Origin of the sequence: Hymenobacter arizonensis, from assembly GCF_900115775.1 — a bacterium.
In the GTDB taxonomy this organism is placed as follows: Bacteria; Bacteroidota; Bacteroidia; order Cytophagales; family Hymenobacteraceae; genus Hymenobacter; species Hymenobacter arizonensis.
The window spans coordinates 105669-125731 of sequence record NZ_FOXS01000001.1 but is presented as its reverse complement, the minus strand read 5'-3'; the positions used below and the strand labels follow the sequence as shown (position 1 = coordinate 125731).

20 protein-coding genes are annotated in these 20063 nt (G+C 56.6%); 14 read left to right on the top strand and 6 right to left on the bottom strand.

The features are described 5' to 3' along the window. Window positions 1-139: 139 nt before the first annotated feature. Window positions 140-508, bottom strand: coding sequence for a DUF3276 family protein (locus BMZ66_RS00560; RefSeq protein WP_092668062.1), 369 nt, complete (start codon window positions 506-508; stop codon window positions 140-142). 335 nt (window positions 509-843) lie between these two features. On the opposite strand from BMZ66_RS00560, the gene BMZ66_RS00555 reads away from it, so the two are divergent. The 3 genes from BMZ66_RS00555 (at window position 844) to BMZ66_RS00545 (ending at window position 2885) form a co-directional block, all read left to right on the top strand. Continuing rightward, entirely contained in the window at window positions 844-1767 is a 924-nt protein-coding gene (locus tag BMZ66_RS00555) for a DUF58 domain-containing protein (RefSeq protein WP_092668061.1), read from the top strand. 62 nt (window positions 1768-1829) lie between these two features. Continuing rightward, the gene (locus BMZ66_RS00550; protein ID WP_092668060.1) at window positions 1830-2051 is read left to right on the top strand and encodes a hypothetical protein; all 222 of its coding nucleotides are present in this window, start codon (window positions 1830-1832) and stop codon (window positions 2049-2051) included. A gap of 369 nt (window positions 2052-2420) precedes the next feature. Continuing rightward, window positions 2421-2885: a hypothetical protein gene (locus tag BMZ66_RS00545; protein ID WP_092668059.1), complete on the top strand. Its 465-nt coding sequence runs from the start codon at window positions 2421-2423 to the stop codon at window positions 2883-2885. A gap of 395 nt (window positions 2886-3280) precedes the next feature. Here BMZ66_RS00545 and BMZ66_RS00540 read toward each other — a convergent pair whose 3' ends face one another. Then, window positions 3281-3898 carry an OmpA family protein gene (locus BMZ66_RS00540; RefSeq protein WP_092668058.1) on the bottom strand — a complete coding sequence of 206 codons (618 nt, stop codon included), beginning with the start codon at window positions 3896-3898 and terminating at the stop codon, window positions 3281-3283. 278 nt (window positions 3899-4176) lie between these two features. Between BMZ66_RS00540 and BMZ66_RS00535 the strand changes: the two genes are divergently transcribed. After that, window positions 4177-5487 carry a cystathionine gamma-synthase family protein gene (locus BMZ66_RS00535; RefSeq protein WP_092668057.1) on the top strand — a complete coding sequence of 437 codons (1311 nt, stop codon included), beginning with the start codon at window positions 4177-4179 and terminating at the stop codon, window positions 5485-5487. Window positions 5488-5573: 86 nt separating this feature from the next. Further along, window positions 5574-5954: a PH domain-containing protein gene (locus BMZ66_RS00530; protein WP_092670147.1), complete on the top strand. Its 381-nt coding sequence runs from the start codon at window positions 5574-5576 to the stop codon at window positions 5952-5954. A gap of 77 nt (window positions 5955-6031) precedes the next feature. On the opposite strand, the gene BMZ66_RS00525 is transcribed toward BMZ66_RS00530, so the two are convergent. The 4 genes from BMZ66_RS00525 to BMZ66_RS00510 all read right to left on the bottom strand — a co-directional run bounded on the left by BMZ66_RS00525 (window position 6032) and on the right by BMZ66_RS00510 (window position 10323). Next, window positions 6032-7003, bottom strand: coding sequence for a deoxyhypusine synthase family protein (locus BMZ66_RS00525; RefSeq protein WP_092668056.1), 972 nt, complete (start codon window positions 7001-7003; stop codon window positions 6032-6034). A gap of 116 nt (window positions 7004-7119) precedes the next feature. Further along, complete coding sequence (gene hslV / locus BMZ66_RS00520) at window positions 7120-7659, bottom strand: ATP-dependent protease subunit HslV (protein ID WP_092668055.1); 540 nt, start codon at window positions 7657-7659, stop codon at window positions 7120-7122. A 124-nt stretch (window positions 7660-7783) separates the two neighbouring features. After that, complete coding sequence (locus tag BMZ66_RS00515) at window positions 7784-9544, bottom strand: pyruvate dehydrogenase complex dihydrolipoamide acetyltransferase (RefSeq protein WP_092668054.1); 1761 nt, start codon at window positions 9542-9544, stop codon at window positions 7784-7786. 155 nt (window positions 9545-9699) lie between these two features. Beyond that, the gene (locus tag BMZ66_RS00510) at window positions 9700-10323 is read right to left on the bottom strand and encodes a histidine phosphatase family protein (protein WP_092668053.1); all 624 of its coding nucleotides are present in this window, start codon (window positions 10321-10323) and stop codon (window positions 9700-9702) included. 139 nt (window positions 10324-10462) lie between these two features. Here BMZ66_RS00510 and BMZ66_RS00505 point away from each other — a divergent pair, with 139 nt between their 5' ends. The 9 genes from BMZ66_RS00505 to BMZ66_RS00465 all read left to right on the top strand — a co-directional run bounded on the left by BMZ66_RS00505 (window position 10463) and on the right by BMZ66_RS00465 (window position 19929). Further along, window positions 10463-10894, top strand: a complete 432-nt coding sequence (locus BMZ66_RS00505; protein ID WP_092668052.1) for a hotdog fold thioesterase — start codon at window positions 10463-10465, stop codon at window positions 10892-10894. Then, the gene (locus tag BMZ66_RS00500; RefSeq protein ID WP_092668051.1) at window positions 10894-12126 is read left to right on the top strand and encodes a chorismate-binding protein; all 1233 of its coding nucleotides are present in this window, start codon (window positions 10894-10896) and stop codon (window positions 12124-12126) included. Before BMZ66_RS00505 ends, BMZ66_RS00500 begins: the two co-directional genes overlap by 1 nt. Window positions 12127-12280: 154 nt before the next feature. Beyond that, entirely contained in the window at window positions 12281-13990 is a 1710-nt protein-coding gene (gene menD / locus BMZ66_RS00495; protein WP_092668050.1) for a 2-succinyl-5-enolpyruvyl-6-hydroxy-3-cyclohexene-1-carboxylic-acid synthase, read from the top strand. Window positions 13991-14102: 112 nt separating this feature from the next. Then, window positions 14103-14927 (top strand): 1,4-dihydroxy-2-naphthoyl-CoA synthase, encoded by an 825-nt coding sequence (menB, locus tag BMZ66_RS00490; protein WP_092668049.1) that lies wholly within the window; start codon window positions 14103-14105, stop codon window positions 14925-14927. 180 nt (window positions 14928-15107) lie between these two features. Next, window positions 15108-15482, top strand: a complete 375-nt coding sequence (locus BMZ66_RS00485) for a ribosomal maturation YjgA family protein (protein WP_234794990.1) — start codon at window positions 15108-15110, stop codon at window positions 15480-15482. Between the two features lie 19 nt (window positions 15483-15501). Beyond that, a complete protein-coding gene (locus tag BMZ66_RS00480) occupies window positions 15502-16290 on the top strand; it encodes a class I SAM-dependent methyltransferase (RefSeq protein ID WP_092668047.1) in 789 nt (262 codons plus the stop codon). Window positions 16291-16446: 156 nt separating this feature from the next. After that, window positions 16447-17325, top strand: a complete 879-nt coding sequence (locus BMZ66_RS00475) for an HAEPLYID family protein (RefSeq protein ID WP_214606934.1) — start codon at window positions 16447-16449, stop codon at window positions 17323-17325. Between the two features lie 163 nt (window positions 17326-17488). Further along, window positions 17489-17938 (top strand): hypothetical protein, encoded by a 450-nt coding sequence (locus BMZ66_RS00470; RefSeq protein ID WP_092668046.1) that lies wholly within the window; start codon window positions 17489-17491, stop codon window positions 17936-17938. Window positions 17939-18174: 236 nt separating this feature from the next. Further along, on the top strand, window positions 18175-19929 hold the full coding sequence (locus BMZ66_RS00465) for a DUF885 domain-containing protein (RefSeq protein WP_092668045.1): 1755 nt from the start codon (window positions 18175-18177) through the stop codon (window positions 19927-19929). The last annotated feature ends 134 nt before the right edge of the window (window positions 19930-20063 follow it).

Sequence of the window (20063 nt, the reverse complement as noted above, 5' to 3'; positions counted from 1 at the left end):
GAGTGATTGAGTGAACTGCCTGGCAATTCAGCCGCAAAGGTACGGCTTGCCGCCACGCAAAACGGCGCGAAGGGATTAAATCCCTTCGCGCCGTGGAAATAAAAGCCAGTAGCCAACAGCTATCCGCCAATAGCTAGTTTTAGTAGTTGTCGTCGCTCTTATTGGGGTCGAAAGCCGGACGGTCGAACTCGGGACGGGGCCGGTCCCGGTCTTCAAAATCGCGCGGACGGTCGAGTTCGGCTACTTCCTCGGGGCTCAGCAATTCTTCGCGCACGTAGTCCACGGCATCCTGCAGGGCGTCCACAAATTTGAGAAAGTCCTCCTTGTACAGGAAAATCTTGTGCTTTTCGTAAGAAACCGAGTCGTCACTGTTTTGGCGGCGCTTGCTCTCGGTGATGGTCAGGTAGTAATCCTGGCCGCGGGTGGCTTTCACGTCGAAGAAATACGTGCGCTTGCCGGCTTTAATTCGTTGGGAGTAAATTTCTTCCTGGTCGTGACGGTCGTCCACGGGAATGGGTTGGGGGTATGAGTGGGAAATAATTCGGGTCGGTTGAATGAAAGGCCTAACTTACGGAAAGCCGAACAAATATAAACGCCCGGGGTAGCGTTGGTATTAAATAGCGTACCGACAAGGAAGTAGCAAAACCGCCGGTCATGCCAAGCGCCGCCGAGGCATCTCGCCCGCGCCGTCTATCATCCTGAGCCTGCGAAGGACCTTTTCACGTTATACAGTTCACCAAGTATCAGAAGGTCCTTCCTTCATCATCAGGACAGTCGGCGCAGGCAAATTGCCTCGGCTGCGCTCGGCATGACGTTCTTTATGGTACCATTTCCTAGCTCCCATTGCCCATGCCCATTGACCTCGCCGCCATCCGTTCCTTCGAAAACCTCGAATTTCTGGCCCGTCAGCTCGTCGATGGCTTCATTACCGGCCTGCACCAGTCGCCCTACCATGGGTTTTCGGTGGAGTTTTCGGAACACCGCCTTTACAACCCCGGCGAAAGCACCCGCCACATCGACTGGAAGGTTTTTGCTCGCACCGACAAGCTGTTCGTGAAGCGCTACGAGGAGGAGACTAACCTGCGCGCCCATATCTTGCTCGACGTCAGCCCCAGCATGTACTACCCCGCGCCGGGCTTCGACAAGCTGAAATTCAGCATACTGGCCGCGGCAGCGCTCACCACGCTGCTCACCCGGCAGCGCGACGCCGTAGGCTTGGTCACCTTTGCCGAAACCGTGGAGCTGCAAACGCCGGTGCGCTCCACCAGCACCCACCGCCACACCCTGCTACTAGCCTTGCAGCAGCTGCTCGAGCGCCCGCCCGCGCCCAAAACCGTGCGCGGCACCGACGTGGCCGGCACGGTGCACGCCATTGCCCAGCAAATTCCCAAACGCTCGCTGGTCATCTTGTTCAGCGACATGCTGGGCCGTAGCACCAGCGAGCAAGACGCCGCCCTGGCCGCCCTGCAGCACCTCAAACACCAACATCACGAAGTGCTGCTGTTCCACGTGCTCGACCGCACAACCGAGGCCAACTTCGAATTTGCCGAGCGCCCCTACATCTTCGAAGACGTTGAAACCGGCCTGGAAATCAAGCTGCAGCCTTCCCAAATCAAAGAACAGTACCAGGCCGCCATGTCGGCCTACGAGCAGGAGCTGGCCCTGCGCTGCGGGCAGCTCCGCATCGACTTTGTGCCCGTCGACGTGCGCGAGCCCTTTGAGAAAGTCCTGTATGCCTACCTGGTAAAACGCGGCAAAGTGCGGTAGCCGACCACCCCCGCAACATCTTCCGCGAGCAGCGGTTTGCTACCTAGCCCTCCCCATTTGCCGTGCGCCTCCTCGACATTTTACTCATTCTCATTCCGGCCACGCTGGTCTTCGCGCCCATCACGGGCTACATTGCGTCGAGCCACGGCCGGTCGTTCTGGCGTTGGTTTGGGTTGGGCATCATTCTGCCATTCGCCTCGGTTTTTGTAGCGCTTTTTGTGGCCATATGGTCTCAAATAGCCGAAACCAAGGCCAACCGCCAGCTGCCCAAGCCGCCTTTATAGCCTGCGCCTTGCACTCAACGGCCAGCAACACCGGAACATCGTAATACCGACCTGTTTGGCATGCCGTACGGCTTCGGCCCATACCTTTGCCATCGGTTGAGCTGGAATTACGCTATTATGCCCGAAGCACTTGTTGTCATTTTCCGCCAACGTTAGCCCTGTTCGCAGGACGGTAGTTGTGGCCAACGGCCATACTTCTCCTGCTGGTGGTGGCTTGGTTTGGTTTCACATTTCTCTGCCTGTTGCTTTCCGTTTTTATGTTCGTGGCGCATTGTCACGGGCTAGCCTGAGCCAACAAACAGGCCAGCGAACCCACCCTTTGCGTCCCAAGCCTTCTTTTTCTTATTCTTACCTCTTTTTTTCACTTTCATGTCTGCTTACTCAGTACTTCTTGCGTTGCACTCCTGGTCTCGTTGGCTGGTAATTGTGTTTGGTCTCATTGCCATTTACCGCGCCTACGTGGGCTGGACTGGTCGCCGCCGCTTTGTGGGCGCCGATAACGGCATGGGCGCCAGCTTCGTGGGCTCCATACACCTGCAGGTATTGCTAGGCCTCGGACTTTATTTTGGGCTCAGCCCCTGGGGCCTGAACGCCATGAAGCAGGCCGGCGCCATGAAGGACCCCACGGCTCGCTTTTTCGGCATGGAGCACGTAGCCGTGATGCTGCTGGCGGCGGTGCTGGCCCAGGTAGGCCGCAGCCTTTCCAAGAAAGCCAGCGACGACACCCTCAAGCACAAAAAGGCTTTCACGTTTTTCGGCATCGCCTTGCTGCTCGTCTTGCTCATGATTCCGTGGGGCATTTGGAATCCGGCACGGCCGCTATTTCGTTTTTAATTATTAAGTTTGGGCATCCGCGTATATATCGCTCTCTTGTTTGTTTTCTATTTGGCTCTATTTTTATTTAACCCGTGTCCACCTCACCCAAACGTTCCTATTCTGTAGAGGACTTCTCTGAGTTGATAAATTCACGCCTTCAAGTCCTTGAAGGTCAGAAGGAAGCCAGGCAGCGCTATGGAAGCTTGCTGGCTGTATTGCGCCAGCAAGTGGATTCATACCGACAGCAACGGCGCGAAATTAAATAATATATTGTCAATAAAATACTATAATAAAAACGACACAAAAAGGCCAGCCGGGTAGCTACCCGGCTGGCCTTTTTGTGTCGTATAATTGGCAACCTTGCTTGCAGCGCGGCCCAACGTGTCGCTTATGCAGCACGCCGCACCGCCTGCTTAGCGCGTGCGGACCACAATTTCTACGCGCCGGTTTTTCTGGCGCCCTTCGGGAGTGGCGTTGGTGGCAACGGGCTGCTCCTGGCCGAAGCTTTCGGTGGTTACTTTATCGGCGGCAAGCTTGCCGTTTTGGGTCAGGTAATTCTTAACGGCTTCGGCGCGCTCTTTGGCCAAGTCGAGGTTGTAGCTGGCTGCGCCGCGCGAATCGGCGAAGCCCATTACGCGCACGTCTTTGCCGCTGTAACGCTGGTTGATGGAGCCGAGCACCTCGTTCAGCGCATTGGCGGCGCTGGGCTTGATGGCGGCTTTGTCGGTGTCGAACAGCACCACTTCGTCGACTGAATAAACCTGGTAGTCGGCATCGCCGCGCACGGTGGTGCCTTTCGTTTTGATTTCGGGCAGGGTAGCATCAGCCAGCTTGGCCCTGCTCAGGTCGAAGGCATCGCCGGTGGCATCAGCAGCACCTTCGGCTACGTCGCCCACGGTGCGGCCGTCGCGGTATACCACTGCGGTATCGGCGGTGGCTTCGGCGGGGTCGTTGGCCACTTCGTTGGTTTGATTACAGCTGGTGAAGCCAATAGTGGCAACTGCTAGGAATGGAAGAAGGAAAGTTTTCATAAGAAGGTGTGGGTGGTGAATAGAACTACCCCTAACGGCGCCGGAGTGTTATTGTTGGGCTGGCCCCCATCGCGCCCTTCTCAAGCGGGTGCCTTCCACCTATCACAACGACTCCCTTTCGGGCAAATGACGTGCGAAATACCACCAGCACAAAGCAGCTTGCTCAACCTGCATTGTCTGCGCTGATACGCACTGCCCCGGTAAGGGCCAGGCTTGGGCGTTTCGCAGAAAAACCTACCTTCACGGCACATTCTCTCTTCCCACCCAAACGCATTTTCATGTCGAATACCCCCGAACACGCTCAGATTGGCGGCAAAAACCTCCGTCCCGAAAGCCTGATGATGAGCTACGGCTACACCCCGGCCTGGAGCGAAGGCGCCATCAAGCCGCCTATTTTCCAAACCTCCACCTTCGTGTTCAACAGCGCCGAAGAGGGCAAGGCGTTCTTCGAGCTTGCCTACGGCCTGCGCCAGGCCGCGCCCGATGAGGAAATGGGCCTCATTTACTCCCGCCTCAACAACCCCAGCCTCGAAATTCTGGAGCACCGCCTCACCCTCTGGGACGGCGCCGAGGAAGCGGCCAGCTTCGCCAGCGGCATGGCGGCCATCAGCACCACGCTGCTGGCCCTGTTGCAGCCCGGCGACGTGGTGCTGCACTCCGAGCCCGTGTACGGCGGCTCCGATTTCTTTCTGAAAAACGTGCTGCGCAAGTTCGGGATTGAGGCCGTGGGCTTCCGCCCCACTGCCACCCCGGCCGAGCTCACCGCCCAAGTAGCCGGCATCGAGCAGGGCCGGCTGGCCATGATATTCGTGGAGACGCCCGCCAACCCCACCAACCACCTCGTAGACCTGGAAGCCTGCGCGGCCCTGGCCCGGCAGCACGGCACGCCCGAACACCCCATTCGCTTAGTGGTCGACAACACCTTTCTGGGCCCCGTATTTCAGCATCCGCTCAAGCACGGCGCCGACGTGGTGCTGTACTCGGCCACCAAGTTCCTTGGGGGGCATTCCGACCTCATTGCCGGCGCAGCCCTGGCCAGCAAGCCGCTGATGAAGGAGATAAAAGCCATGCGCACGTTCATGGGCACCATGTGCGACCCCAACACCGGCTGGATGCTCATGCGCAGCCTCGAAACGCTGAAGTTGCGCATGGAGCGTGCCGCCCATTCGGCCCAAATCATTGCCGACTGGCTGCGCGAGCACCCGCTAGTGGAGCGTACCTACTACCTCACCCACCTGGAGCATAATCCTGCCCAGCAGGACATCTACCGCCGCCATTGCCTCTCGCCCGGCTCCATGATTTCCTTCGACATTCGTGGCGGCGAGGACGAAGCTTTCCGCTTCCTCAACGCTCTCAAGCTCATTAAACTGGCCGTGAGCCTGGGCGGCACCGAAAGCCTGGCCGAGCACCCCGGCACCATGACGCACTCCGACATTACACTGGACGAACAGCGCGAAATGGGCATCACGCCGCAAATGATACGCCTGAGCATCGGCGTGGAAGACCCGCAGGATTTAATGCTGGATTTGGGACAGGCCTTTGAGGCGGTGGGCGTGCCCAAGCAGGTACCGCAACTGGAAATGGCTTAACTGCCCCCGCTGCACCGGCACGCAAGCTTCGGTGGGCAATGAGCCGAGCTAAACACATTTTCAACCAACCTTTTTACCCGAAAACCATGGGCTTTTTCTCTGCATTAATGGGTAACGCCGGCGTTGCCCAACCCTCCGAGCTCATCAAAGAATACGGTGTGCTACTCGCGGAAGGTGAGATTATCGAAATCGGCTTTAAGCTGGTGCGCGATGTCTTTATATTCACAAATAAGCGCCTTATTTTGGTTGAAAAGCAAGGCCTTACCGGCAAGAAGGTAGACTATCTTTCCGTGGCTTATAAAAGCATCTCAAGGTTTGGCATCGAAACCGCTGGTCACCTGGACCTCGATGCCGAATTGAAAATCTGGGTATCGAGCGAGGTGCAGCCCAGCATCGTCCGCAAATTCAACAGCCAAGTCAATATCTACGACCTGCAGAAGGTGTTAGCCCAGCACGTATTGGGCTAGCTGAAAACTAGCGCTGTAAACAAGAAAAGCCTCCGCTGAATGTCAGCGGAGGCTTTTTTGTCTCTAAAACTGAGCAATTACTGCCCCAGCACGATGGCAAACACCAGCGGAGCCACGATGGTCGCGTCACTCTCGATAATGAATTTCGGGGTTTTCTCGCCGAGCTTGCCCCAGGTGATTTTCTCGTTGGGTACGGCGCCGGAGTAGCTGCCGTAGCTGGTGGTGGAGTCCGAAATCTGGCAGAAGTAGCCCCACAGTGGCACTTCGTGGCGACCCAGGTCCTGGTGCAGCATGGGCACCACGCAGATGGGGAAGTCGCCGGCAATGCCGCCGCCAATCTGGAAGAAGCCCACTTTGCTGTCGTCGGTGGCCTGCGCGGTGTACCAGTCGGCCAGGTACATCATGTACTGGATGCCGGTGCGCATGGTGTGCACGTTCTTCACGTCGCCGGTCATCACGTGGCCGGCGTAGATGTTGCCGAGAGTCGAGTCTTCCCAGCCCGGGCAAATGATGGGCAGGTTTTTCTCGGCTGCGGCCAGCATCCAGGAGTTTTTGGGGTCAATTTGGTAGTACTGCTCCAGCTCGCCCGAGAGCAGAATCTGGTAGAAGAATTCGTGCGGGAAGTACGACTCGCCGGCCTTGTCGGCCTTTTCCCAGAACTTGAGCACGGTGTGCTCGATGCGGCGCATGGCCTCTTCTTCCGGAATACAAGTGTCGGTAACGCGGTTCATGTGGCGCTTGAGCAGCGCGGTTTCGTCGGCGGCGGTGAGGTCGCGGTAGTTCGGCACCCGCTCGTAGAAATCGTGGGCCACGAGGTTGAAGATGTCTTCTTCCAGGTTGGCACCGGTGCAGCTGATGATTTGCACCTTGTCTTGGCGAATAAGCTCGGCCAGTTGAATGCCGAGTTCGGCGGTGCTCATGGCACCGGCCAGGGTTATCATCATCTTGCCACCTTCGGCCAGGTGCTTGTTGTAGCCATCGGCGGCGTCAATGAGCGCGGCGGCGTTGAAGTGGCGGAAGTGGTGGCGGAGGAAGTTGGTTACTTGCATTTTTTTGGCTGTTGGCTAATAGCCGTTGGCTGCTAGCTTTTTGTCAGAGTGAATTAATACGGTTTCCTTACGCAACAAGAGGCGCCAACAGCCAACGGCCATTGGCTAACAGCTTGTTAAGAAGGCGACTCAATCATCAAATTGTGATTGGTGTAAATGCAGATGTCGGCGGCAATGTGGAGGGCGTCTTCCACCATTTGCCGAGCCGATAAATGCGGTGCGTGCTTTTTTAGTGCCAACGCGGCGGCCTGGGCGTACATGGCGCCGCTGCCAATGGCGGCCACGTCGGAATCGGGTTCCAATACGTCGCCGGTGCCGCTAAGGATGAGCAATTCGTCTTTATCCACCACAATCATCATGGCTTCCAGCTTGCGCAGGTACTGGTCTTTGCGCCATTCCTTGGCCAACTCGATGGCGGCCCGCTTGAGGTTGCCGCCGTAGCCGTTCAGCTTTTCATCAAACTTATCGAGCAGCATAAAAGCGTCGGCCGTGGAGCCGGCAAAACCGGTCACGACTTTGCCGTCCTGCAGCTTGCGGATTTTGCGCACGTTGCTCTTGGCTACGTGCTTGTCCATGGTGGCCTGGCCGTCGGCGCCAAGGGCAATTTCGCCGTTGTGGCGGATGCCGAGAACGGTGGTAGAGCGTATTCTAGTCATTTAACAATTAGCATTAATCATTTAACAATCAGTTTTCAGCCAACGCAAACAGGTGGCCGAGCCGGCGCAGTGCAAGCTCAACCACCTGTTAAATGTTAATTGCTAATTGTTAAATGAGGTTGAATTAAATCAGCATGCGCATCGGGTCTTCCAGCAGGCCTTTCAGGGTCTGGAGGAAAGCGGCGCCAGTGGCTCCGTCTACCACGCGGTGGTCGCAGCTCAAGGTTACTTTCATGATATTGCCGACCACAATCTGCCCGTCTTTTACGATGGGCGTCTGCTTGATGCCGCCCACGGCCAGGATGCAGGCGTCGGGCGGGTTGATGATAGCTGTGAATTCGTCGATGCCGAACATGCCCAGGTTGGAGATGGTGAATGTGCTCCCCTCCCACTCAGCGGGTTGCAGCTTCTTACTTTTGGCTTTGCCGGCCAGCTCTTTCACTTCGGTAGCGATTTGCGAAAGGCCTTTTTGGTCGGCGTTGCGAATCACGGGTACCAGCAAGCCTTCGTCGACGGCCACTGCTACGCCGATGTTGATGACCTTGTTCTGGCGGATTTTGTCGCCGAGCCACGAGGAGTTCACCACCGGGTGCTGGCGCAGGGCCACGGCGGCCGACTTCAGCACCAGGTCGTTGAAGCTCAGCTTCACCGGCGACAGCTCGTTGAGGCGTACGCGGGCTTCCATGGCTTTGTCCATATTGATTTCCATCGTGAGATAGAAATGCGGGGCCGTAAACAGGCTTTCCGAGAGGCGCTTGGCAATCACCTTGCGCATCTGCGACACCGGCGTGTCGGTGTACGTGCCTTCAGCGGCGGCGGGAGCAGCTGGCGCGGCTTGAGGCGCGGCAGCAGCCGGAGCGGCAGCGTGGCTAGGAGCTGCAGCGGGTGCAGGAGCAGCAGCCGGGGCCGCTGAGGCCGCCGAGGGCTTGAAGTTCTCCACGTCGCGCTGCACAATGCGGCCGTTGTCGCCGGTGCCTACCACCTGCGAAAGGTTGATGCCTTTTTCCTTGGCAATGCTCTTGGCCAGCGGCGAAGCCAGGATGCGGCCACCGGTAGCCGGAGCAGCCGCAGCAGGCTGGGAAGCAGCAGCTTCGGGAGCCTCTGCTTTAGGCTCTTCTTTGGTTTCTTCTTTAGGCGCTTCGGTTGCCGCGGGGGCTTCGGCGGGAGCAGCAGCACCACCGCTTTGGCCGCCCAGCAGGGCTTCAATGTCGGCGCCTTCTTCGCCAATAATGGCCAGAATGCCATCGACGGGCACGGCCTCGCCGGCCTTGGGGCCAGTGTAGAGCAGGGTGCCGTCCTCGTAATTCTCCAGCTCCATCGTGGCTTTGTCGGTCTCGACTTCGGCCAGAATATCACCGGACTTTACTTTGTCGCCTACGTTTTTCAACCAGCCGGCAATGGTGCCCTCGGTCATGGTGTCGCTCATTTTGGGCATGCGCACCACGGTGGCTTTTTTGCCATTGGCGGGCGCGGCAGGGGCCGCTTTGGGTGCTTCGGGTGCCGGGGCAGCCTCAGCTTTGGGGGCTTCGGCGGCTGGCGCGGCGGCCTTGGGGGCCTCAGCGGCCGGAGCGGCTTCTTCCTTGGGAGCTTCGGCGGCAGGCGCGCCGCCGCCCGTGGCCTCGGCTAGCAGGGCCGAAAAATCCTCGCCTTCTTCGCCAACGATGGCCAATACCCCATCCACTACGACAGACTCCTTCTCCTTGGGTCCGATATAGAGCAGGGTGCCGTCTTCGTAATTCTCCAGCTCCATGGTGGCTTTGTCGGTCTCGACTTCGGCCAGGATATCACCGGATTTAACTTTATCACCCACTTTCTTGAGCCAAGCCGCGATGGTCCCTTCGGTCATCGTGTCGCTCATTTTGGGCATTTTTATGATTTCGGCCATCGGTTTGTCGCGCTTGTATTGAGGAGGCCAAAATTAGCCCGAAAAGTTGGGCACACAATTATCACACGGTTTTGCGGGGTGAAAAGAGGTTTCGCAAGCTTATACGGCAGCGTAAACCTGGGCGCGCCATTACATTCGCCCTGCAAAAGCTTGGGCTAAGCTGGTACCTGCAAATGCGCCACGTCGAGGAAGTTTTTCACGGTAAACACCGTTCCGGTGAATTCCAGCTTGTACAGGCACAAGTTGCTGTGCTCGAAGCCTTCCATGCAATGAAGCGGGTAGTTGAGCAGCTGGCACAGCATGACGCGCATGGCGCGGCCGTGCATGCAGATGAGTACCGTTTCTTCGTCGTGGCGGGATTTCAGCAGCTCAATGAACGGGCGCTGGCGGGCGGCGACTTCATCGGGACTCTCGCCCCCGGTTAGTCGCGCATTCGTGCGGCCGGCGGCCCAATCGGCCAATACCTGGCGGTACTCGGCGTCTTCTTCCATGGTGATGCGCGTGCCCTCGCGCACGCCCCAGCTTATCTCGTTGAGGCCGGCGTGGGCTTCGTGCGGCAGGCCCAGGTCCAGAAATTGCTGCACCGACTCCTGCGTGCGCCGCAGAACCGAGGTGTACACTTTGTCGAACGGCATGTGCCCATAGGCGGCAAAGAACTGCGCGGCCTGGCGGCGGCCGGTGGCGTTTAGGCTCGAGTCGACGCCGCTGCCCTGCACAATGCCCTGCACGTTAAAATCTGTCTGGCCGTGGCGTAGAAGGTAGATGGTCCGGGGCCTCACGTTGAGTGGTAGTTTTGCATGTACTTGCGTCAACAATCTGCCAAAGTACGGGGTTTTAACCCCGGCCGTTGGCTCTTTAATCTGATTTCATTCGCAGCAACGGGGTTTCTGCCTCGGTTCGCCTGCCCTCCCCTGCCCCATGACTCTGGAAGAAGTGAAAAGCTGGACCGCCTCCCGCCCAACTCTGGCCGATGCCCTCGGCATCGAAATCACCGCCATAACAAAAGATTACATCGAAGGCCGCATGCCGGTGGATGGCCGCACCCACCAGCCCATGGGCCTGCTGCACGGCGGCGCCTCGGTGGCATTTGCCGAAACGCTGGGCAGCATTGCCGCCGCCACGCGCGTCGACCGGACCAAGCAAGCCACCGTGGGCCTGGAAATCAACGCCAACCACATCAAAGGAGTCCGCGACGGCTGGGTGCTGGGCCGCGCCACGCCGGTGCACGTGGGGCGCAGCACCCAGGTTTGGGAGATTCGCATTACGCACGAAGAATCGGGCGCCCTGGTCTGCATCAGCCGCATCACCATGGCCGTGATTGACCTGCCGGCCGCCCCAAAAACTGCCTGATGCGCATCGGTGACTATCGGCAGCTGAAGTGGCCGGCTGCGGCGGCGGGCCTCACCGCGCAGGCTCGGCTGAGCCACTTGGCGGCGGGTGCCCTGCGCACGGGCCGGCCCCTGGCCATCTGGCGCGAGCCCGGTGCTGCGCAGGCGCGCCTGCTGGTGGCCCGCTCGCTGGAAGCCACTTACACTGGCCTGCCGCCTGCACTCGACGCCCAGGCCCCCGCAGGCTTTGCGTTCTTTCCCTTCCGCGAGTCGGACCTGAACCCGGCCTTGTTTCTGCCCGCCGATGTGCTGTTCGATATGGCTCAGCCCGACGTCGTGACCGTGGCGCCCGCTGCCCGCGAGCTGGTGCCGGCCCTCACGGCCTGGCTGGCCGCCGAGCCCCTGGAGCACCTGGCCTGGCACTACGGCACGCAAGCCGTGCCCCACACCGCCACCGAGGCCGAGTACAAGGAATTGGTGCGCATCGGCGTGGAGGCCATCGAAAAGAAGGAGGTGGTGAAGGTGGTAAGCTCCCGGGCCGCCCGCCGCTCCCTGCCCGCGGACTTCGACCCGCTGGCTGCTTTTTTTGAGCTGGAGCAGAAATACGCGCAGGGTTTTGTGTCGCTGGTGAGCGTGCCGGGCGTGGGCACCTGGCTGGGCGCCACCCCCGAGGTGCTGGCCGAAGTCACGGCCGATGGCACGTTTCACACCATGGCGCTGGCCGCTACCCAGCCGCTCACGGCCGAGTTCACGCCCCGCACGGCCATCTGGCGCCAGAAGGAAATTGAAGAGCAGGCCCTGGTGGCGCGCTACATCGTGAACTGCTTCAAGCAGCTGCGGCTGCGGGAGTACCACGAAACGGGCCCCCGCACAGTTGTTGCGGGCCAGCTGCTGCACTTGCGCACCGACTTTGAGGTCAACCTGAACCATGTCCCATTTCCTTCGCTGGGCACCGACATGCTGCGGCTACTGCACCCCACTTCCGCCGTGGGCGGCATGCCGAAAGCCGCCGCCATGCACTTTTTACAAAAGCACGAGGGCTACGACCGCGCTTACTACAGCGGCTTTCTGGGCCCGGTGAACGTGGCGGCGCCCGGCGTTGCGCGCCTCTACGTGAACCTGCGCTGCCTGCAGGTGCGCGCCAATGAAGCCATTCTATACGCCGGTACGGGCCTGACGGTGGACTCGGACCCAGAGCGGGAATGGCAGGAAACCGAAATGAAAATGCATACCGTAGGCGCAGTACTTCAATAAATAATGCAGTATTAGTAACAAAAGAACGTCATACGGAGCTTGCCGAAGAATCTCGCTCGATACGTTTTTACAATTGGATTACTTGCGCGACAGAGATGCTTCGGCGAGCCCATTATGACGTTCTTTTAGGGCGCTTTTATTCTCAACTTTAAATATGCAAGCCGTTTATAACATTGCCGAAATTTGCGCCCAGCACGGCATTACTGATGTAGTGTTGTCGCCCGGCTCCCGTTCGGCGCCGCTCACGCTGGCTTTTGCGCGCCACCCGGCCCTCACGGTGCGCGTGGTGCCCGATGAGCGCGCGGCGGCCTTTATCGGCCTGGGCATAGCGCAAGCGCAGCGGCGCGCAGTGGCGCTGGTCTGCACTTCCGGCACGGCCGGGCTAAACTACGCCCCGGCTGTGGCGGAGGCGTTTTTTCAACACATTCCGCTGGTGATTTTCACTGCCGACCGGCCGCCGGAATGGATAGACCAGCTCGATGGGCAAACCATCCGGCAGCGCAATTTATACGGCGCGCACGCCAAAGGCGAATTTGAGTTTCCGGTCGACACGTCGCACGCCGATGCCAAGTGGCATTCGGCGCGCATTGTGAACGAGGCTATTAACCTGGCGCAAGCTGCGCCGGCTGGTCCGGCGCAAGTGAATGTGCCACTGCGGGAGCCGTTTTACCCAAAGGCGGGGGAGGAAATTCGGTATGAGAAGGACGTGAAGGTTACTCGCGAGCCGTCGCTTACAACTGAAGTTTCTAAGGCTGCAATTTCTGAATTTACCCAGCAGTTACTCTCTACCAACCGTGTATTAGTAGTAGCTGGCCAGCATGCTTCCGATGAGAAGTTAAACCAAGCCCTGCTGGCGTTTGCGGCCATTTATGGGGTGACGGTAGTGGCCGATACCATCGGCAATGTAAACGGCATCGGGAGTTTCCTCGTCGGGAAGCACGATGTCTTCCTAGCCGGCCTTGGCAAAGAGCAAAAAGAGGCGCTACGGCCTGATTTGCTTATCACCTTTGGCCAGTCGTTGATTTCAAAAAGCTTGAAGCTGTACCTGCGGGAAGCAGCTCCGCAGCAGCACTGGCACATTCAGGCCAGCGGGGCAGTAGCCGATACTTTCCGCAGCCTAACTTCGATTATAAGGAGTGAGCCGGCCGCTTTTTTTGCCGGCTTGGCCGTTGAGTCGGTTTCTGTTGAGATGAATGGGGCTTCGAATTGGCAACAAGCCGAAACTGCTGCGCAGTCCTTTTTGAAGGACTTTTTCTCCGTTCCAAATCCGCCATTCAACGAGTTTTCGGCCTTTCACCGCACGCTCGCTCAACTCCCAGAAAATACAGCCCTGCACCTTGCCAACAGTATGGCCGTGCGGTATGCCAACATTCTGGGAATTCCAGAGGATAAGGAAATAGAAGTTTTCGCCAACCGCGGCACCAGCGGCATCGATGGCTGCAACTCCACGGCCGTGGGCGCGGCGCTGGCCCAACCCAATCGGCCGGTAGTGCTACTAACTGGCGACGTAGCCTTTTTCTACGACCGCAACGCATTCTGGCATAATTACCCCACGCCCAACCTGCGAGTGGTGCTGTTCAATAACCACGGTGGCGGCATCTTCCGGCTCATCGATGGGCCGCGGCAGCAGCCAGAACTGGAGGAGTTTTTTGAGACGCGCCAGCTGCTGACGGCCGAGAACACGGCGCGGGATTTCAACCTGCGCTACTTCCCCGTTTCCACCTTCGACGAACTTGAAGCCGCGCTACCGGTTTTCTTTGCGGCCGAAACCGGCGCGGCCATCCTTGAAATTTTCACCGATAGCAAAACCAACGCAGCCTTTTTTGAGGAATATCGGGCGGCGGTAAAACAAGCATTTTCCTAATCTGTCATGCTGACGAAGGAAGCATCTTATCACGGCTTCCCTTTCGGCTTTTCAAACACCAGCGGCGCGGACGTGATAAGATTCTTCGCTGCGCTCAGAATGACAACTTTCTATGCCAGAAACCATTCAGTGGAGTCCCATAAAGGAGTTTCGCGAAATCCTTTTCACGCAGCACGGCGGCATCGCCAAAATCAGCATCAACCGGCCGCAGGTGCACAACGCCTTCACGCCGCTCACGGTGCAGGAGATGATTGAGGCAATGAACATCTGCCGCGACCGCACCGACATCGGCGTCATCATCCTCACCGGCGAGGGCGGCCGGGCCTTCTGCTCGGGCGGCGACCAGAGCGTGCGCGGCCACGGCGGCTACGTAGGCGAAGACACCGTACCACGCCTGAACGTGCTTGATTTGCAGCGCATTATTCGCACCATTCCCAAGCCTGTGGTGGCCATGGTGGCCGGCTGGGCCATTGGCGGCGGCCACGTGCTGCACGTGGTGTGCGACCTAACCGTAGCGGCCGACAACGCCCGTTTCGGCCAGACCGGCCCCAACGTAGGCTCGTTCGACGGCGGCTTTGGCGCCTCCTACCTGGCGCGCATCGTGGGTCAGAAAAAAGCCCGCGAAATCTGGTACCTCTGCGACCAGTACGATGCCCAGGAAGCCCTCGACATGGGCCTCGTAAACAAAGTGGTGCCGCTGGATAAGCTGGAGGAAACCACCGTAGGCTGGTGCCACAAGATTCTGCAGAAAAGCCCACTGGCCCTGCGTATGCTCAAGTCGTCGTTCAATGCCGAGCTCGACGGGCAAGCCGGTATCCAAGAATTGGCCGGCAACGCCACGCTGCTCTACTACCTCAGCGACGAGGCCAAAGAAGGCCGCAACGCCTACATGGAGAAGCGCCAGCCGGACTTCTCGAAGTTTCCCAAATTTCCGTAACGGAGCTCTGTTTTAAACACAAAGGCCTGCAGCTCATGCAGGCCTTTTTTGTACTTACTTTCCGTCTACGCACCATTTATTTGCGGGGTGCAAATGCACCGAGCAAGGGCACAAGCTCCCCTAAACAAAACGACCAGCAAGTTGAGATTTAATAGCAAGTACTTCTGTCTCGCCATTGTAGTGTTTTTGATTGAGGTAATTATTGCGCTTTATGTGCACGACCAGATAATCCGGCCTTATGTCGGTGACTTTCTGGTGGTCTTGCTGCTTTACTGCTTAGTCAGGGGCATTTTCAGCATTCGGGTTTTACCGGCGGCGCTCCTTGTTTTGCTATTCTCTTATTTGGTTGAAGGCTTGCAGTACTTCAATTTGTTGCAGCATTTAGGGCTACAACACTCGCGGCTGGCTCGGACAGTGCTAGGAATCTCGTTTTCGTGGGCCGACATGGCAATCTATACTGCTGGATTTTTTTCGATTTTAGCAGTGGAAAGCCTATTGCTCAAGACCAGCAAACACCAACGGCCCAGCATAGCTGCGCCGAAAGCAAATAATTAATTCATCTTCTCAAAGAGCCATGAACTACATCGAAATAAACAGGGATTCTTGGAACCAGCGAACTGATTTTCACGTGAAATCTGAATTTTACGATGTCGAAGGTTTCTTGAAAGGCAACAGCTCCTTAAATGAAATTGAACTTGAGCTGTTGGGAGATATTCGAGGCAAAAGCCTTTTGCATTTACAGTGTCACTTTGGGCAAGACACCCTCTCTTTGGCAAGATTGGGCGCAATCCCGACCGGTGTAGACCTTTCCGATAATGCCATTGCCCAAGCCAATGCACTGGCGAAGGCCGCCGGTATAGCCGCTGATTTTATCTGTTGCGACCTCTATGAACTGCCTCAGCATCTGGAAAAGCAATTTGATATTGTTTTTACCAGCTACGGCACAATAGGGTGGCTCCCTGACCTTGACAAGTGGGCTAAAGTTGTTGCAGCAGCATTGAAGCCAGGGGGTAAATTTGTGTTCGTAGAATTTCATCCGGTTGTGTGGATGTTCAACGACGACTTCGATAGCATTGCCTATAATTATTTTAACACGGGGCCAATTGTAGAAGAAGAAGCAGGAACCTATGCAGACCGGGACGCGCCTATCAACCAGAAAAACGTGACGTGGAACCACGGACTCGGCGAGGTAATGACGAGCCTGCTTAGCAATAACTTAGCTATTAAATTATTTCAGGAATTTAATTACTCACCCTATGCCTGCTTTAAACATACGGTAGAGTTTGAACCTAATAAATTTCGCATTAAGAATTTGGATGACAAAATACCAATGGTTTACGCACTTGTAGCGACAAAAGTTTAGCAGAGCAGGTATGTAAATAGCAGATTAAAAAGCCATTCTAGGCGCTGCGATGGGCATTTACCTCTATTATTTTAATTTGATTATAATCACTCAACTCCACTTTGAACGGCCGCTTTTATTTGATATGAATACCCGTGCAAACCATCCCAACAACAAATGAGATTTATTTTATTACTGCTTCTATTCTTTCTGGCTATTTGCAGCACGAATGCACAGAATACTGATAGCACCCAGATAAAAAACGACAAACTGGATGATATTTATATCCGAGAAACCGAGGATAAGCCAGGACGCGACAAAGTGTTGCATGCTGAACCCCTGTACATAGACTTAATACGTGACCTTGGGGCGCGAAAAGGGGAGAAAGAGTGGAACGTTGGTCTGGGCATAACAGACAATAAGAACTTTGACCAATACACAGCCCTGGTAGAATACGAATTTGCTCCAATAGACCGATTGGGTCTGGAAGTTGAGTTGCCTTTTTCAATCAGTTACCCCACCGAAAGCGCAGTAGTTGCGCCAAAAAGCAAGCTAAATAGCTTTAAACTGGCGGCGCAGTATTCCTTTTTCGTTTCTGAAAAATTAAATACTTCAATGGCCGTGGGGTACATCCACGAATTTGAGTTGACTAATTTCAGCAGCTATGGCAAAGAGCGGCTATTTACGGGAAACGTCTACAATCCCTTTTTTGTGGCAGCCAAGCGCTGGGGCCAAAATTTTCATACCCTCCTTTATACGGGCCCGCAATTGTTTCAGCACTTCGCCGAGAATCGCATCGAGTCCAGCCATACTATTTGGCAAATAAATTCCAACTTTCATTACATGATTGATGGCACTCGAAATTTTATTGGGATTGAATTTAACAAAGAGTTAAGCCGTCAGGATTTCGACATGACCATTCGGCCGCAAATGCGGGTTGGGCTCGCCGAAAACCTTTTGATTGGCATTGTCACTGGCATTCCAATCAAAAGAGAAAACGAGCGGTTTAGTACCTTTCTGCGGCTCATCTACGAGCCCGGCCACAAAACCAAGTAGGCACGCCCTGCCAACCAAAGAAGGATTGCCAGCAGGCGGTTGTACTCGCTAGTATTGCTACCTAAATCCAACGCTCCTTCCTAAACCCTAACCTCAGGGCGGCGCCCCCCCGTACCTACTGCGACAAGGAGATAAAAGTCTCTATAACCCCGAGATACCGGACATGACGGACGCTGACTTTCGCAAAGCCATCCGCCGCCTTCAGTGGCAGCACTGGTTGCATTACCCAGTGCAGGGCCTGCTGATGGGATGCGTGGTGCTGGTGGCCGGGAGCCACACCGCCACGGGCCAAACTCTGGAACCCCGCCTGGCCACTTGGCCCGCCCTGCTGGTGCTGGTGGCGTTGCTGCCGGTGGCGGGGCTGTTGCTGTATTCGCTGTATCGGCGCATGCGGCCCAACCTGCGGCGACTTCCCGAGGGGAATTTGCGCATTTATCAGGGCCGGTTGTTTCTGCGCAACAGCTTGCTGGCGCTGGTGCCGCTGCCCTTGCTGGCCTCTTACGTGGTCACGCACAAGCCCTTCGATTTGCTAGCGGCTGGCGGCATGCTGGTGGCGCTGTGTTGGCGGCTTACGCCTACGGCCACCACCTACCAGCGCTGGCTGCTTAGCTAACGCTTGCTGGTTAGAGCTTCACCGCTTTGTTGCGCGCTGCCAATTTGCTTGGACTAGGCAAGGCAGTGGCATGAGCATACCGACTTCATAGTAAGAGCAAGGCAGGCCAGTGGCTACCTTGAGCCGTCAGCCTGGGGCCGATAAGCAAGTGAGAGTCTCACAGAACAGAGATTAAACTTAGTGGCTTCGCTTGCAGTGCTGAAGGACAGGTCTGTAAATCAATTTAAAAACCAACCATGAGCCGCTCTTTGCTACTTGCCTTGGCGTTGTTTCTGCTTTCTTCTCAGCTGCGTGCGCAGCAAAAGCTTCACAAAGACATTGCGCAGGCGCTGAGCAGCATCAAGGAGTTTGAGAAGCAAACGAGGCGGCGCGACAGCAGCAGCACCCACCTGCTGGGCTCCCATACTGAGAGTGCCTTCCTGGCCAGGAATGGGTTTTATAAGAAGATTGACGCCGGTTTGCAGCAGATAAACCGGAAGTCGCTCTCGTTTGAAGATGAGATTAACCTGGAGCTATTGCGCCACGAAGTGCAGGACGAGCTGTCGGACTATCAATATAAATCTTATTTAAATCCGCTGCTGACCGATGCTGGCTTTCATGCCCGGCTGGCTTCGCGAGGCAACACAGTTATTAATTCCCGAAAAGACGCCGAGCAATACATTCTCCTGCTGAAGGATATACCGCGCTTTGTGGATGAAAATCTGCAGCTTATGCGCACCGGGATATCCGTGGGAATTACCCAGCCCAAGGAAGTGATGCTGCGCTATGCTTCGAGCTACACCCAGCACATTGTGGATGCCCCGGAGAAATCGGTTTTTTGGAAGCCTTTCGCCAAAAAGCCGGCTGCCATCAGCGACGGCGATTGGGCTGCATTTCAAGCCGAAGCGAAGGCGGTGGTGACGAAGGATGTAATCAGCAGCTACCAAAAAATTAAGGAGTTTTTTGACCGGGAATACCTGCCCAAAGCCCGTACCAGCTTGGGGGCAACCCAGTTTCCCGACGGGAAGGCCTATTACGAGGACAGGGTGCGCCACTACACCACCACCAACCTGACTTCGGAGCAAGTGTATCAGTTGGGCCTGCAAGAGGTAGCGCGCATTAGAGCCGAAATGGACCAGGTGATTCAGGATGTAAAATTTAAAGGCAGCTTTAAGGAGTTCGTTTATTTCTTGCGCAACGACCCGCAGTTCTTCCCCAAAACCGGCGACGAGCTCTTGAAGGAAGCCGCCTTCATTGCCAAGACCATTGAGGGCAAGCTGCCTGCGCTGTTTGGCAAGCTGCCGCGCCAGCCATTTACGGTGGTGCCGGTACCGGAATACCTGGCGCCAAACTATACCACGGGCCGTTATTCGGGAGCACCGATAACCGGTAAACGGGCGGGTGAGTATTGGGTGAATACCTTCAACCTGCCCAGCCGGACGCTGTACACCCTGGAGTCGTTGACGCTGCACGAAGCGGTGCCAGGCCACCACCTGCAGCAGGCCCTGACGCAGGAACTGGACAACCTGCCCGAGTTTAGGCGGCGCCTGTATATCAATGCATTTGGAGAAGGCTGGGGCTTATATAGCGAGTACCTGGGACACGAAATGGGCCTTTACCAGAGCCCCTACAGCCGGTTTGGCCGCCTGACCTACGAAATGTGGCGGGCCTGCCGCCTGGTAATTGACGTGGGCATTCACGCCAAAGGCTGGACGCGGGACCAAGCCGTGGCCTACCTGGCCGACAACACGGCGCTGTCGCTGCACGAAGTGAATACCGAAGTAGACCGCTACATTCTGTGGCCGGGGCAGGCGTTGGCCTACAAAATGGGCGAATTGAAAATCAAGGAGATGCGAACGAAGACGGAAAGCGCCTTGAAAGCGGATTTCGATGTCCGGGCTTTTCACGACATGGTGCTTTCCAACGGCACGGTTACGCTGGCTATACTGGAGAAGATGACAGATAAATTTATTTGGGAGCAGCAGGAAAAGGCCAAAAAGAAAAAGAGATGATGTTACATCGCCGCATCTTGCCAGCACAGTAGCTCCGCGATGAGCGTTTTACTATACCGACGCCCACGCCCGGATTCGCGGCGTAGTCGCTGATTCAATTGCCTATCTTTGCGCCCTTAGCTATCGAAAACTGC